The following is a 16,087-nucleotide window of genomic DNA, read 5'->3' as shown; positions in this document are numbered from 1 at the left end:
CTACCACATATAATTCATTAGTGAGCAGCCAATGCATGATATACAAGCGATGCAAGCAACTGTAACTAATAAAGTAGCTGCAATACCTATAGTATTAAGTATTATGCCTGTCTTTGCATAAGTTCTGTCACCTTTGTTTCTTGCGTCAACACCCATAATCAAGCCAACTATGGCAAGTATAGTTCCTATAAAAGATGCTTGACCTAAGAAAATACAAAATAATGATATAACACCAAGAACTAAGGATGTCATGCCCTTGTTAGTGCCACTGTCATATCCAGCATTATTCCTATAGTTATAGTCGTTTCTGTTGTAATCATAGTATTGACCTTTAGCTCTTTTTCTTTCTTGTCTTTGTTTTATTTCTTCTTCACTTAAAACTTCTTGTTCATTGAAATTATTATCTTCATAATTGTTATTCATATTATCCCTCCTATATTATTATATACCCAATTAATAAATATTATACATAAAAGAAAGAAAAATTACAAGAATAAGAATATTAAATTTATAAAATATATGGTATAATAAATAATAGAGGTGATTTTATGAGTTTTACGCATTTACACTTACATACTGAATACTCCTTGCTTGACGGCTCTAACAAGATAAGTGAGCTTATTGATAGGGTAAAAGAGCTTGGTATGGATGCATGTGCTATAACTGACCATGGTAATATGTATGGCGTAATCAAATTTTATAAAGAAGCAAAGGCAAAAGGCATCAAGCCAATCATTGGTTGTGAGGTCTATGTTTGTGATGATAAACTTGTTAAAGACAAGGAAACACCTTATTATCACTTGATACTTCTTTGTGAAAATGAAAAAGGATACAAAAATCTTATAAAGATAGTTTCAGACGCCTCTATCAATGGCTATTATTATAAGCCGAGAACTGATTTTAAATATCTTTATGAGCACAGCGAAGGACTTATTGCACTTTCAGCATGTTTAGGCGGAGAAGTACAAAAGATGATACTTGATCAAAACATGGATGGAGCAAAAAAAGCGGCTCTTAGGTATAAAGATATATTTGGAGAAAATAATTTTTTCTTAGAGCTTCAAGATCATGGCATAAAAGAGCAAGCTTATGTGAATAATTATTTGATTGAACTGTCAAAGGAATTAAATATTGGCTTAGTTGCAACAAACGATTGCCATTACTTAAAAAAAGAGGACGCCAAGGTTCATGACGTGCTTTTATGTATACAAACTCTTTCTAAAATTGACGATGAGAACAGAATGCGCTTTCCAAGCGAAGAGTTTTATGTAAAAAGTCCTGAGGAGATGGAAAAATTATTCTCTTATGTTCCTGAGGCGATAAAAAATACAGAAATTATAAAAGATAGATGCAATATAGAAATTGAATTTCATCAAAAACATTTGCCAAATTTTGAGATAGATGAGGACATCACTCATTCTGAATACTTACACAGACTTTGTGAAGAGGGCTTAGTAAAGAGATATGGTGAAGTAAGTGAAGATATTAAAAATAGGATGGAGACTGAATTTAAAATTATTGACTCCATGGGTTATGTTGACTACTTCTTAGTAGTTAGAGACTTTATCATGTATGCTAAAGAAAATGGCATACCAGTTGGACCAGGAAGAGGCTCGGCTGCAGGAAGCGTCGTTTCATACGCTTTAGGCATAGTTGACGTTGACCCACTAAAGTATGATTTACTTTTTGAAAGATTTCTAAATCCAGAAAGGGTTTCCATGCCCGATATAGATGTTGACTTTGGTTACGAGAGAAGATCTGAAGTAATTGACTATGTTATTAATAAATATGGAGAAGATAAAGTTAGCCAGATAATTACCTTTGGTACACTTGCTGCAAGAGCTGTTATTCGTGACGTTGCTAGAGCTTTAGATGTGCCACTTAATAAGGCAGATACACTTGCTAAGATGGTTCCAAGGGATCTAGACATCACCATCGACAAAGCACTAGAGAGAAATCCAGAATTTAAAAAAGCCTACGATGAAGATGAAGAAGCAAAAAAAATTATCGATATATCAAGGCAATTAGAGGGTCTGCCAAGAAACATAGGTACTCACGCAGCTGGTATTTTAATAACAGAAGAAACCATTACAAATCATTTGCCACTAGTTAAAAATAAAGAATCAATATCAACTCAATTCACAATGACAGAGCTTGAAGAATTAGGATTTTTGAAGATGGACTTCCTTGGACTAAGGAACTTAACTGTGATTCAAGACGCTCTTGATATGATAGAGAAAAACTATGCAACTAAAGTTGATTTTGACCACATGGAATGCGATGACGAAAATGTAATAAATTTATTTACAAACGCAGAGACCATAGGCGTATTTCAATTTGAATCAGTAGGTATGAGAAGGTTCTTAAAAGAGCTTAAAGCGCAAAAGTTTGAAGACCTAATCGCTGCTAACTCATTATTCAGGCCAGGACCTATGCAATCTATACCAAAGTTTGTTGAGTCAAGGCACGATCCATCGAAGATAACATATCTTGATCCGCATCTTGAACCTATTTTGAAAGAGACATACGGATGCATAGTATATCAAGAGCAGGTTATGAGAATATTTAGAAACCTTGCTGGTTACTCACTTGGCGGCGCTGACATAGTTAGAAGAGCCATGAGCAAGAAAAAGATGAAGGTCTTGGAGCAAGAGAGAAAAAACTTTATCTATGGTAAGGACGATGGAGATGAGGTTATAATCAAAGGCGCTGTGAGAAATGGAATTAAAGAAGACGTAGCTAATCAAATTTTTGATTATATGCTTGATTTTGCTAATTACGCTTTTAACAAATCTCACTCAGCTGCTTATTCAGTCGTTGCCTATAGGACCGCTTATCTAAAATATTATTATCCAAAAGAATATATGGCAAGTCTACTTAGCTCAGTTATGGGCAATACAACAGATGTTATAAAATATCTTGAAGAGTGTAAAAGACTTGGCATAGAAGTTTTAAGACCAGATATAAATAAATCATTTAGAAAATTTACAACAGAGGATGATAGCGTAAGATTTGGCCTTTCAGCAATTAAAAATGTTGGCACAAACGTTATAGACTCGATACTTAAGGCAAGAGGCAAAATTGATGGCTTCACATCATTTGAAGATTTTTTAACAAAGACAAACGCTGTAGACAAAACTGCTATGAATAAAAAGTCGGTTGAGTCATTGATTATGGCTGGAGCACTTGATTCTTTAGGACTCAATAGAAGTCAAATGCTTGGTTCATACGACTATATTTTAAAGAGTATACAAAAAGATGCAAAGAACAATGCTCAAGGACAGATGGGCTTATTCGGCCTTGGTGAAGATACATCTTCAAATGTCGGGTACAAAATACCTTATGCAACAGAGCTATCGAAATTTATGCTTCTCGATGGAGAAAAAGAGATGACGGGTATATATTTCTCAGGTCATCCGCTTGAAGAATTTACTCAGGAGCTTAGAACAAACAGTGATTTTAGCTCTATTGAGATGAAGGAAAAAGTTCTTGACGAGACGGATACAGACCTTAGAGATAATATGCTTATTTCTTATGCAGGAATGATTTCATCTGTCACAAAGAAAGTTACTAAAAACAATCAAATGATGGCATTTATTGAGCTTGAAGACCTTTATGATAGCATAAGAGTAGTTATATTCCCAAGAATTTATGAAAATTATAGAAATCTTATTAAAGAAGGGGAAAATGTCGTAGTCAAGGGAAGACTGCAAATAAGTGCCAATGACGAGATAAACATCATTGCTGATAGAGTGAAAAAACTTGAAAAAAGAAAAGAAACTCTTTATTTAAGAATAAAAAAAGATTTAGGCGAAGATGAAAAGAAAAATATTTTAGATATATTAAAGAAATATAAGGGAGACAATCCGGTTGTTGTCTACTTTGAAGAGACAAAATCAAGTATTGAATCAAACGATAGCACGGCCATTGACATAGACAATGAAAAGCTATACGAAGATTTAAAAATGTATTTAGATGAAGATGATATAGTTATAAAATAGGAGGAAGAATGAAGACTATTGCTATACTAACAAGTGGTGGCGACGCACCTGGCATGAATGCTGTAATAAGATCGGTTGTGAGAACTGCTATATATAACGATTTAAAGGTTCTAGCAATAAAAGAAGGATACAACGGTCTTATTAAGGGCGATATTGAAACGATGACACTATCAAGCGTTGCGGACATCATTCACAGAGGCGGAACTATACTTAGAACTGCTAGAAGCGAAGAATTTATGACTGAAGAAGGAATGACTCAGGCTCTTGATGTGATTAAAAAATTTAAAATAGATGCCATAGTGGTTCTTGGCGGCGACGGAACATTTAGAGGAGCTAGGGAACTAGCTAAAAGAGGCATTAAAGTTATAGGCATTCCGTGCACTATAGATAACGATCTTGGCTATACTGACTACACTATCGGCTTTTTGACTGCGGTTGAGACGGCTGTTTCTGCTATAAGTAAATTAAGAGACACATCTGAATCACATGGCAGGGCAATAGTGCTTCAAGTAATGGGAAGAAATTGCGGCGATATCGCTCTATACTCAGGTATAGCGGGCGGTGCTGAATCAATCGTTGTACCAGAAGTTAAATTAGATATAGATGCTATTATTAATAAGATCAAAAATGGTAAGAAGAGAGGCAAAAAGCACCATATAATCGTTGCAGCTGAAGGAGCACTTGATGCTTACGAGCTTGAAAAGATTATCGAAGAAAAGGGAGGCATAGAGACTCGCGTTACTGTTCTTGGTTATGTTCAAAGAGGCGGTGTACCAACAGTTCAAGATAGGATTTTAGCAAGTGACTTTGGTTATGATGCTGTGAATTTATTAATAAGTGGCAAGTCAGGACTAGTTTTAGGATATAAAAATGGCAAGATTATAGAATTAGATATAGATGAAGCACTTGAAGCAAAAAAAGAATTTAACAAAGATTTATTAAACATGGTTGATATATTATCAATTTAGGAGAAAATATGAAAAAAACTAAGATAGTTTGTACAATTGGACCAAGCTCTGATACTTATGAAGTCTTAAAAGCACTTGTAAATGAGGGCATGAATGTGGCTAGACTAAATTTTTCACATGGCACTCATCAAGAGCATAAAAAAAGGATAGAGACTATAAAAAAGCTTAGAGATGACTTAGATGAACCGATTGGAGTTATGCTTGACACAAAGGGTCCTGAGATTAGGATAAAAACTTTTAAAGATGGCATGATTAGGATAGAGCAAGGACAAGATTTTATTTTAACGAGCGAGGACATAGATGGCGATGATACAAAGGTTTCTGTCACATACAAAGACATTGCCAAGGATTTAAAGGCAAATGACAGAGTACTTATTGACGACGGCCTTGTTGAGTTCACTGTAAAATCAGTCGATGATAACAATGTTTATATGAGGGCTGTTAACTCGGGCGAGCTAAGCGATAGAAAAGGAGTTAATCTTCCTTCAGTTAAAGTAAATTTACCAACGCTTACAGAAAAAGATATAGAGGATTTAATCTTTGGTATTGAAAATGATGTAGACTTCATTGCTGCTTCATTTATTAGAAGCGCAAAAGATGTATTAGAGATAAGAAAAGTTCTTGAGAGCAATGGCGGAGAAGACATTAAAATAATTTCAAAGATAGAAAATCTAGAAGGCGTTCAAAATATTGACGAAATAATCGAAGTATCTGATGGCATAATGGTAGCTAGAGGAGATATGGGTGTTGAACTTGATGAAGAGGATATACCTTTAGTGCAAAAAGATATAATTAGAAAATGCAATCTTAAAGGTAAATTTGTTATAACAGCGACACAGATGCTTGACTCAATGATTAGAAACCCAAGACCAACAAGAGCAGAGGTAACTGACGTTGCCAACGCTATCTTAGATGGTTCGAGCGCGATAATGCTCTCAGGCGAGACGGCAGCAGGTGCTTATCCAGTTAAGGCATGTAAGATGATGAGAAAAATTGCTTTAAAGATTGAAGATAGTCTTGATTATAAAATTTTAGTTGATAGCACAAACGATGAACACGAGATCAATATCACAAACTCCATCGCCAAAGCGACTAGAGAAGCAGCTTATGATTTAAACGCAAAAGTGATTATAGCCGCAACATCATCAGGGCTTACAGCAAGAAACATTTCAAAATTTAAACCAAAATCACCAATCATCGCAGCAACTACAAACGAAAAAGTCAGAAGACAATTATCAATCGAGTGGGGCGTCTACCCAATCAGAGCAAAACTTGCTTCAAGCATAGATGAATTATTTTATGAATCTGTAAATATATTAAAAAATATAAAATTTGTAAAGGAGGGAGAACTAGTCATATTGACGGCTGGTATGCCGCTTGGAAAGACTGGTTCAACAAACATTATGATGGTAAAGACAGTTGGAAAGATATTGTGTAAAGGCATGGGCATAGGCAAGCACAAGATAAGTGCAAGAGCATGTGTTGCAAAAAATGCTAAAGACTTAGAAAAAAACTTTTTAGATGGCGATATAATAGTAACGATAGGGGTATATAAGGATATGCTACCATTTATACAAAAGTCATCAGGTATAATTACAGTCGAAGGCGGTTTAACTAGTCAAGGCGCAATAGTTGGCATAAATTATCATCTAGCAACAGTTGTTGGCACATCTGAAGCTATCAACAGTATTAAAACTGGCGATATAATTAGCATTGACGCAGCAACTGGAGAAATTTACGAAGGAAAAATATTTAATGAAGAGGAAGTGATTTAATGGCAGACACAAGAAGTTCGTGGCAAGAGTATTTTATGTCAATTGCTCATATGATAGCTAAAAGATCTACCTGTGATAGAGCGTTCGTTGGCTGTTTATTAGTTAATAAGGATAACAGAATAGTCTCAAGCGGTTACAACGGCAGCATAAAAGGCAATCCGCATTGCTCTGAAATAGGCCACACAATGAGGGACGGTCACTGCATAGCGACTATACATGCTGAGATGAACGCATTACTTTATTGTGCGAAAGAAGGCATCAAGGTCGATGGCTGTGTGTGTTATGTAACCCATTTCCCATGCCTAAATTGTACAAAAGCCTTGATACAAGCAGGAATAAGTAAGATTTATTATTCAAATGCATACAGAGTAGATGAGTACGCACTAGAGCTACTCGATAAAAATCATATTGAACACATTCAATTAAATGTGGATATAAATTAAAAAATTTAAAACAGGGGGAGAAGAAAATGTTAAAAGAATTTAAGGAATTCATTTCAAAGGGTAATGTTATGGACCTAGCAGTAGGTGTTATCATTGGTGGAGCTTTCGGAAAGATTGTTAGCTCACTTGTTAATGACGTAATTATGCCACTTATAGGACTTATACTTGGTGGCACAGACATGAGCAATTATTTCCTTACACTAGATGGCGGCAAATACGCAACACTTGCCGAAGCTCAAGAAGCTGGGGCAGCTACACTAAATTACGGTTTATTTATTACACAAGTAATAAACTTCTTAATTATAGCCTTTGTAATATTTTTAATGGTTAAGGCTGTAAACAAGGCTAGATCACTTACTAAGAAGCCTGAACCAGAAGCAGCACCAACAACAAAGGAATGCCCTTATTGCAAATCAACTATAGACATAAACGCTACAAGATGCCCTAACTGCACATCAGAATTAAAATAATAGGAGAGATTTATGACAATACTAAATAGAAACGAAGTTGATAAGAGTCTGACATGGGACACATCAGCTATATTTAAATCAAAGGAAGATGCTAAAAAAGAAGCAGATACTGTTTTAGAAGCATCATTAAAATTAAAAGAAAATTATGAAGGCAAATTAAATGAATTTGACACAATAGTTAAAGCTTTTAAAGAGTATGAAAAACTAATAGAAAGATTTTCTTTAGTTATTGATTATGCATATCTTAATAAAGACGTTGACTTAACAAATTCATCTGAGTTAGCGTTCTTTTACGAGCTACTAAACATGTATAATAAACTAGATGAAAACACATTGTTCGTAGAACTTGAGATAGCAAAGCTTGATATTCCAATGCTTGAAAAGCTAGAGAAGGTAGATGGATTAAAAGCATATTTCCATAGCGTTATATTAAAGAAGAAAACTTATTTAAGCGATGCGGAAGAAAAAGTTATACAAGCTTTTACACCATTAACAATGGCTCCAGAGCAATTGTATAACACAATCAAGCTTCAAGACTTGACATTTGAACCGTTTGAGGTCAATGGCAAAAAATATAATAACTCATACGCTTTATTTGAAGAAAAATATGAATACGATGAAGATAAAGACTTAAGAAGAGAATCATTCAAGCACTTCTATAAAGATTTATCAAAAACTGTCAATAGCACAGCTGCAGCATTTAACTTAAACATGCAAAAAGATAAAATCATCTCAAAGCTAAGAGGCTACGAGAGCGTAACAGATTATTTACTTGCTAATCAAGAAGTTCCTAGAGATATTTATGAAAATCATCTTGACACAATTATGAAAGAGCTTTCACCAGTTATGAGAAAGTTTGCAAGAACTTTAAAAGAAGGACTAGGACTAGAAAAGATAAATTATTATGATTTAAAAGCAAATATAGATCCAGAATTTGATCCAGAGATAACACTTGATGGAGCAAAAGATTATATCTATAGCGCATTAAATGTATTGGGTGATGAATATCTAGAACAAATCAAAAAAGTTTTAGAAGGCAAAAATATCGACTACGTTGAAAACAAAGGTAAATACACTGGAGCGTACTGCGCAACACCAGCTGGTTTCCCATCATATATACTAATGACATGGACAGGCAAGATGGACAGCGTATTTACTATGATTCATGAGCTTGGTCATGCTGGAAACTTTATGTTATCACAAAAGTATCAATCATACTTTGATGCTAACACAGCTATGTTCTATGCAGAGTCACCATCGACAATGAATGAGATGATGCTTGCAAATTACCTTATGAAAAAGACTGAAGATCCAAGAATGCTTAGATGGATTTATTTCTCAATCATTGCTAAAACATATTATCATAATTTTGTTACACACTTCTTAGAAGCATATTTCCAAAGAAAGGCATATAATTTAGTTGATGAGGGACAAAATTTAGATGCAGATACACTAAATAGATTATTTAAGGAAACACTTGAAGAGTTCTGGCAAGGTGAAGTCGAATTAAATGAAGGCTGTGAAATGACTTGGATGAGACAGCCACACTACTACTCAGGACTTTATTCATACACATACTCAGCCGGCTTATCGATAGCTACAAATGTTTCAAGAAAAATACTTGAAGGCGACGAGAAAGCTGTTAAAGACTGGTTAAACGCAATAAGACAAGGCGGTTTATACAATCCGGTTGAGTGGGCAAAACTATCAGGCGTAGATATAACAAATATAGACTCACTAAAGAAGACTATAGAATATATTTCATCAATAGTTGATAAAATTGAAGAATTAAGTAAAAATTTATAAAAAATCAATGAAAATACTTGACAATTATATAAATTTGTATTAAAATACTTGTTAGTGTTTTAAAAAAGACCCGGAAACTTTTTTAAAAACAATGTTTTTAAAGGAGGAAGAAAATGAGTTCATTTATGGCCAATGCTCAAAATATTGAGAGAAAATGGTTACTTATAGACGCTGAAGGCAAAGTCCTAGGTAGACTAGCAAGCGAAGTTGCTAAGATCTTAAGAGGAAAACACAAAGCAACTTTTACACCACACGTAGACACAGGTGATTTCGTTATCATCGTAAACGCTGATAAGGTGAAATTAACAGGAAAGAAATTAATACAAAAGAAACACTATTATCACACAGGTTATCCTGGAGGACTTAGAGAAATCAGTTACCAAGATATGATGCAAAACAATCCAGAGATGGCTATCAGATTAGCTGTTAAAGGTATGCTTCCAAAAAACAGATTGGGAAGACAAATGTTTAGAAAATTAAAAGTATATGCTGGCCCAGAACATAACCACGAAGCTCAAAAGCCAGAAAAGTATGATTTTTAGGAAGGAGGACGAATAGATGGAAAAACTTATTCAAGGAACAGGCAGAAGAAAATCTTCAGTAGCAAGAGTAAGATTAGTGCCTGGAGATGGTAAATTTACTATCAACCACAGAGATATTGATCAATATTTAAAAGAAGAATTGTTAAAAAACATTGTTCGTGAACCTCTTAACTTAACTGATACACTTGGTAAATTTGATGTATACGTTTTAGTAAACGGTGGCGGATTTACAGGACAAGCTGGAGCTATAAGACACGGCTTATCAAGAGCTTTACTTGAAGTTGATCCGGAATACAGATCAATCTTAAAGAAAGCAGGATTCTTAACTAGAGATCCACGCATGAAAGAAAGAAAGAAATACGGATTCAAGAAAGCTAGAAAGAGTTCACAATTCTCAAAGAGATAGTTTTATTACTATATATTACGAAAGACCTTGCAAATGCAAGGTCTTTTTATGTGCGTCTACTTAAATTTAAATAAAAAATTGAACTAGATACTATAAATATTTTATCTAAATTACTAATTATTTAATCAAAACTTTTTAAAATTATAATATTTTTGTGTTTATTTAGAAATAATTAAAATTTTTTGAAAATAAATAAAGAAAATTTGAAAATAATGGTAAAAATTAAATTTATATGGTATAATAATGATGAAGGTTTGTCTAGAGAACAAAGTAAAGTGTTTTTTAGGAGATATCTTCATTAGTTTCAATAATTAACAATATTGTTTTACATGGAGGCCTTATATTATGTTCTTAGCTTTAGCATGAGACGTAATATTCCTTGTAATAATAAAAATATTGTATGTTATAATAGTAGATTAAGGAGGATAAAAAATGGAAGGCAAAAAAACTGCTTTATACGATGAACACGTAAGACTAGGTGGCAAAATCGTAAATTATGCTGGCTGGTTACTACCAGTTCAATACGCAGGTTTAATCGAAGAACACAATGCCGTAAGACAAAAACTTGGGGTATTTGATGTATCTCACATGGGTGAAGTTTGGGTTACAGGTAAGGATGCATTTGATTTTGTAAATCATCTAATTACTAATGACTTACACGCTATTGAAGATGGTCAAGTACAATACAACATTATGTGTTACGACAATGGTGGTGCTGTAGACGACTTACTAGTTTACAGATATAACCAAGAAAAGTTCTTCTTAGTAATCAACGCAGCAAACGTTGAAAAAGACTTTGAATGGATTACAAAACAAGCTAAAAACTTTGATGTTAAGGTTGAAAACGTTTCAGATCAAACATCTCAAATAGCTGTTCAAGGACCACTTGCGCAAAAAGCTGTACAAAAATTAACAGATGTAGATTTAGACACAATAAAGTTCTTCCACTTTGTTGATGGATTTGAGCTAGCTGGTAAAAAAGTATTAATTTCAAGAACAGGTTATACTGGCGAAGACGGATTTGAAATTTACACTGACAATGATTCAATAGTACATCTTTACAAGGAAGTATTAAAAGCTGGCGAAGAGTTCGGAATCGAACCATGCGGACTAGGATGTAGAGATACACTTAGATTCGAAGCAATGCTACCATTATACGGTCATGAAATATCACAAGATGTTTCACCAGTAGAAGGAGGATTAAACTTCTTTGTAAAACTTGATCAAGAAGCTGACTTTATTGGTAAAGAAGCTCTTAAGAAGATCAAAGCTGATAACAAGAGAATACTTGTTGGCTTTGAAATGATTGACAAAGCTATACCAAGAGAAGGATATGAAATTGAAAAAGATGGCAAGAAGATTGGCTACGTTACAACTGGATATCTATCACCAACACTTGGTAAAAAGATCGGTAACGCTTTAATCGATGCATCTTATAAGGAAATGGGCGCAGAATTTGATGTTATCATCAGAGGAAAAGCTCAAAAAGCTAAACAAATTAGCAGAAAATTCTTAAAAGAAGTTAAAAAATAAATATAAAATCACAGGAGGAAATTATTATGGAAATTAAAAAAGGATTACTTTACACAGAAGATCATGAATGGGTTAAGGTTGACGGAAACGTTGCTACTGTTGGTTTAGCTGACTATGCACAACACAACTTAGGCGACATAGTTTATGTTGAACTACCTGAAATTGATGATGAATTTTCAAAAGGAGACGCAGTAGCATCAGTTGAATCTGTTAAAGCAGCTTCAGAAGTTTTCACAGCAGCTAGCGGAAAGATCGTTGAAGTTAACGAAGCTCTTGATGATGAGCCAGCTCTAATCAACGAAGGACCTTATGATGCTTGGATATTCAAGATTGAAATGAGCGATCCATCTGAATTAGACGATTTAATGGACGACGAAAAATACGCTGAATTCGCTAAGGAGGACTAATATGTATCCATATCTTAGTCAAACTCCCGAAAATGTAAAAGAGATGCTTGACAAGATAGGTGTAAAGTCTGAAGAAGATTTATTTGACTGTATTCCTGAAAGTGTTAGATTTAAAGGTGAATTAAATCTACCTAAACACAAATCAGAATTAGAAGTTAGAAAGATCATGACTGAACTTGCAGATATGAACTGCTCAACAAATAAGAAAGTTTGTTTCTTAGGAGCAGGAGCATATGACCATTACATTCCTTCAGTAATTGGAGCTATAGCTTCAAGAAGTGAATTCTACACTTCATATACACCATATCAACCAGAAGTATCTCAAGGAACTCTTCAAATGATATTTGAGTTCCAAACAATGATGAGTAATTTAGTAGGACTACCTATTACAAACGCTTCACTATATGACAATTCTAATGGTGTTGTTGAATCAGCTCTTATGTGCTGCAATACAACTCGTAAGAAACAAGTTATAGTATCAAAAGCACTAAGCCCATCAGCTAGAATGGTCTTAGACACATATACACACAGCCATAACATAGAAGTAGTTGAAATTGATATTAAAGACGGCGCTACTGATTTAGACGATCTTAAGAATAAACTAAGTGATGATGCTGCATGTGTAATCATGCAAAATCCAAACTTCTTCGGTGTTATCGAAGATATGAAGGCTGCTTGCGACTTAACTCATGAGTACAAGAAAACATACTTCATCGCTGACGTTGACACTAACTCACTAGGTATACTTCAAAGACCTGGCGACTACGGCGCAGACATCGTTGTTGGTGAAGCGCAGGCCTTTGGTATACCACTATCTTATGGTGGACCATACTTAGGATTTATCTCATCAACTGATAAGTTTATGAGAAAATTACCAGGCAGAATCGCTGGTCAAACAGTAGATAGAAATGGTAAGAGATCCTGGGTACTAACATTAACAGCTAGAGAACAACATATCAGAAGAGATAAAGCTACTTCAAACATCTGCTCAAACCAAGGCTTAAACGTACTTTGCGCAACAATTTACATGGCACTTATGGGCAAGAAGGGCTTAAGAGAAGTTTCTGAACAATGCGCTAAAAAAGCTCATTATCTACAAAAAGAACTTTGCAAATCTGGTAAATTTAAATTATTATACAATAAACCATTCTACAAAGAATTCGTTATTACTAGCGATATTTGTGTAGATAAGATTAATGAAGCTCTTAAAGCTAACGGTTTCATGGATGCATTTAAGCTTTCTTGGTTCTACGGAGATGAATACAAGAACACATTTATGCTTGCTGTTACTGAAAAGAGAACAAAAGAAGAAATGGATAAATTAGTTAAGGTATTGGAGGGTGTTGAATGTTAGATAGATATGACAAAATAATATTTGAAATTTCAAGACCCGGTAGAACTGGATACAATTTACCAGATCTTGACGTTGATGATTTAAAATTAGATAGCGTAATTCCAAGTGATTATTTAAATAATGAAGAACTTGATTTACCTGAATTATCTGAGGTTGACGTAGTAAGACACTATACAAATCTTTCAATGAAAAACTACGGACTTGATACTGGCATGTACCCACTTGGATCATGTACAATGAAGTATAACCCTAAGATAAACGAAGAAATGGCTGGACTTGAAGGCTTTAGAGATCTTCATCCATACCAAGGAGACGGATGCACACAAGGCGCTTTAAAATTAATGTATGACCTTGCTAACGATTTAGCTGAAATCTCAGGCATGGACGGAGCAACTCTTCAACCAGCAGCTGGTGCTCACGGAGAGTTAACAGGTGTTCTTCTAATTAGAGCATATCATGAAGCAAGAGGAGATATGAACAGAAATAAGATGATTATTCCTGACTCTGCTCATGGTACAAACCCTGCAACTTGCTCTATGGGCGGATTTACTCCTATAGAAATTAAATCAGATGAAAATGGTTTAGTTGACCTTGAAGCACTAGAAGCAGCTATGACTGAAGAAGTTGCTGGTCTAATGCTTACAAATCCAAACACATTAGGTTTATTTGATAAAAATATTGAAAAGATAGCTGAGATAGTTCATAGAAAAGGCGGTCTATTATACTACGATGGCGCTAACATGAACGCAGTTATGGGTCACTCAAGACCTGGAGACATGGGATTTGACGTTGTTCACTACAACGTTCACAAAACATTCTCTACACCACACGGCGGTGGAGGACCAGGCGGTGGACCAGTTGGTTGCAAGAAAGAATTACTTCCATTCTTACCTAAGCCAGTTATAGCTAAGAACGGTGATAAATACTTCTTAGATTATGACAGACCACAAAGTATAGGTAAGGTTAAGGACTTCTACGGACACTTTGCTATCCTAGTAAGAGCTTACACTTATATCTTAACAATGGGTTCAGATGGCTTAAGAAAAGCATCAACAAACGCTGTTTTAAACGCAAACTATCTATTAAGCCAATTAAAAGAAAACTACAATGTTCCATACGATACAATTTGTATGCATGAATTTGTTTTAGGCGGACTTAAGAATACTGAAACAGGTGTAACAACACTTGATGTTGCTAAGGGACTAATCGACAGAGGATTCCATCCACCAACAGTATACTTCCCACTTATAGTTCATGAAGCATTAATGATTGAACCTACTGAAACAGAAAGTAAAGAAACATTGGATGCTTATGCAGCTGCTCTTAACGATATTGCTAAAGTAGCTAAAGAAAATCCAGAAGACTTACTAAATGCACCATTAACAACAATGGTATCTAGACCAGATGAAACATTGGCAGCTAGAACACCAGTTTTAACATATACAAAAGAAGAAAAATAGTAAGTAATATATGGGGGCACGTGTAAGTGCCCCTAATACATAAAATTTTGTAGGAAGGTATAATATGAACGCAAAATTAAAGTCTAATTTATTAATAGTTTTGGGAGCCTTTATGGTTGCCATAGCCGTTTATTTCTTTTTAACTCCAACTAATATGACTATAGGAGGAGCAACAGGCATTGCCATAGTCTTATCGTATTTATTACATTTACCAATGAGTTATGTTTTATTTGCGACAAACATTGTTTTATTCGCCTTAGGATTTTTATTCATCGGTAATAAGTTTGGAGTAAAAACTGTGCTTACTTCACTAGGCATATCACTTATTATATTTATTTTAGAAAAAATTGTTCCACTAGATGGACCTATAATCGATGATTTATTACTTCAAATGATTATAGCGGTTATCGTATCAGCTGTAGGTATGGCAATTATACTTAATCAATACGCTTCGATTGGCGGCACAGACATCTTATCAAAGATTATAAATAAGTTTACAGGACTTGATCTAGGCAAGGGTGTACTTTTATGTGACCTTGTAATTACATTGTTTGTAGGTATAGTTTTCGGACTGAAGATAGGACTATACTCCTTACTTGGTATTATAATGAATGGACTTATTATAGATTTTACTATAGATGGTTTGAATACATCTAAAAATATCATCATAAACACTGAAAAACCAGAATTAGTTAAGGACTACATCGTTAAAGAGCTTAATCACTCAGCAAATCTTTATAAAGCAGTAGGCGCATACACAGGCATTGAGCGCACTGTTATTATGACTGTTTGCTCAAGAAGAGATTATTTGCTTTTGAAAAGATTTATTGAAAAGAACGCTCCTAACTCTTTTTTGGTTGTTATGAACGCAAGTGAGGTTTATGGTTTTAGATGGAGGAATATTTCTGACTAATAAATTTTG

Annotated in this window: 14 protein-coding genes; 13 read left to right on the top strand and 1 reads right to left on the bottom strand. The window is 34.5% G+C overall.

Features of this window, described 5'->3' with window-relative positions; all coding sequences use genetic code 11:
- On the bottom strand, nucleotides 1-423 hold the full coding sequence (locus tag M1R53_RS04710) for a DUF4190 domain-containing protein (RefSeq protein WP_249242155.1): 423 nt from the start codon (nucleotides 421-423) through the stop codon (nucleotides 1-3).
- Between the two features lie 125 nt (nucleotides 424-548).
- On the opposite strand from M1R53_RS04710, the gene M1R53_RS04705 reads away from it, so the two are divergent.
- The 13 genes from M1R53_RS04705 to M1R53_RS04645 all read left to right on the top strand — a co-directional run bounded on the left by M1R53_RS04705 (nucleotide 549) and on the right by M1R53_RS04645 (nucleotide 16,078).
- Complete coding sequence (locus tag M1R53_RS04705) at nucleotides 549-4,001, top strand: DNA polymerase III subunit alpha (protein WP_249242154.1); 3,453 nt, start codon at nucleotides 549-551, stop codon at nucleotides 3,999-4,001.
- Nucleotides 4,002-4,009: 8 nt separating this feature from the next.
- Nucleotides 4,010-4,969 (top strand): 6-phosphofructokinase, encoded by a 960-nt coding sequence (pfkA, locus tag M1R53_RS04700; RefSeq protein WP_249242153.1) that lies wholly within the window; start codon nucleotides 4,010-4,012, stop codon nucleotides 4,967-4,969.
- Between the two features lie 8 nt (nucleotides 4,970-4,977).
- The gene (gene pyk, locus M1R53_RS04695; protein WP_249242152.1) at nucleotides 4,978-6,744 is read left to right on the top strand and encodes a pyruvate kinase; all 1,767 of its coding nucleotides are present in this window, start codon (nucleotides 4,978-4,980) and stop codon (nucleotides 6,742-6,744) included.
- The gene (locus M1R53_RS04690) at nucleotides 6,744-7,187 is read left to right on the top strand and encodes a deoxycytidylate deaminase (protein WP_249242151.1); all 444 of its coding nucleotides are present in this window, start codon (nucleotides 6,744-6,746) and stop codon (nucleotides 7,185-7,187) included. The genes pyk and M1R53_RS04690 overlap by 1 nt, the downstream gene beginning before the upstream one ends.
- 26 nt (nucleotides 7,188-7,213) lie before the next feature.
- Complete coding sequence (mscL, locus tag M1R53_RS04685) at nucleotides 7,214-7,657, top strand: large conductance mechanosensitive channel protein MscL (protein WP_249242150.1); 444 nt, start codon at nucleotides 7,214-7,216, stop codon at nucleotides 7,655-7,657.
- Nucleotides 7,658-7,669: 12 nt separating this feature from the next.
- The gene (gene pepF, locus M1R53_RS04680) at nucleotides 7,670-9,463 is read left to right on the top strand and encodes an oligoendopeptidase F (RefSeq protein ID WP_249242149.1); all 1,794 of its coding nucleotides are present in this window, start codon (nucleotides 7,670-7,672) and stop codon (nucleotides 9,461-9,463) included.
- A 113-nt stretch (nucleotides 9,464-9,576) separates the two neighbouring features.
- Nucleotides 9,577-10,005 carry a 50S ribosomal protein L13 gene (rplM, locus tag M1R53_RS04675; RefSeq protein ID WP_019213664.1) on the top strand — a complete coding sequence of 143 codons (429 nt, stop codon included), beginning with the start codon at nucleotides 9,577-9,579 and terminating at the stop codon, nucleotides 10,003-10,005.
- A 16-nt stretch (nucleotides 10,006-10,021) separates the two neighbouring features.
- Entirely contained in the window at nucleotides 10,022-10,411 is a 390-nt protein-coding gene (gene rpsI, locus M1R53_RS04670) for a 30S ribosomal protein S9 (protein ID WP_019213663.1), read from the top strand.
- Between the two features lie 432 nt (nucleotides 10,412-10,843).
- Nucleotides 10,844-11,944: a glycine cleavage system aminomethyltransferase GcvT gene (gene gcvT, locus M1R53_RS04665; protein WP_019213661.1), complete on the top strand. Its 1,101-nt coding sequence runs from the start codon at nucleotides 10,844-10,846 to the stop codon at nucleotides 11,942-11,944.
- A 26-nt stretch (nucleotides 11,945-11,970) separates the two neighbouring features.
- Nucleotides 11,971-12,351 (top strand): glycine cleavage system protein GcvH, encoded by a 381-nt coding sequence (gene gcvH, locus M1R53_RS04660; RefSeq protein ID WP_019213660.1) that lies wholly within the window; start codon nucleotides 11,971-11,973, stop codon nucleotides 12,349-12,351.
- Between the two features lies 1 nt (nucleotide 12,352).
- On the top strand, nucleotides 12,353-13,705 hold the full coding sequence (gene gcvPA, locus M1R53_RS04655; RefSeq protein WP_249242148.1) for an aminomethyl-transferring glycine dehydrogenase subunit GcvPA: 1,353 nt from the start codon (nucleotides 12,353-12,355) through the stop codon (nucleotides 13,703-13,705).
- Nucleotides 13,699-15,165: an aminomethyl-transferring glycine dehydrogenase subunit GcvPB gene (gene gcvPB / locus M1R53_RS04650; RefSeq protein WP_019213658.1), complete on the top strand. Its 1,467-nt coding sequence runs from the start codon at nucleotides 13,699-13,701 to the stop codon at nucleotides 15,163-15,165. Before gcvPA ends, gcvPB begins: the two co-directional genes overlap by 7 nt.
- A gap of 64 nt (nucleotides 15,166-15,229) precedes the next feature.
- Nucleotides 15,230-16,078, top strand: coding sequence for a YitT family protein (locus M1R53_RS04645; protein ID WP_249242147.1), 849 nt, complete (start codon nucleotides 15,230-15,232; stop codon nucleotides 16,076-16,078).
- Nucleotides 16,079-16,087 lie beyond the last annotated feature (9 nt).

The sequence above is a fragment of the Fenollaria massiliensis genome, assembly GCF_023347705.1.
GTDB classification, from domain to species: Bacteria; Bacillota; Clostridia; order Tissierellales; family Peptoniphilaceae; genus Fenollaria; species Fenollaria massiliensis.
The sequence above is the reverse complement of the archived record's forward strand: the minus strand, read 5'-3'. Positions and strand labels throughout refer to the sequence as shown.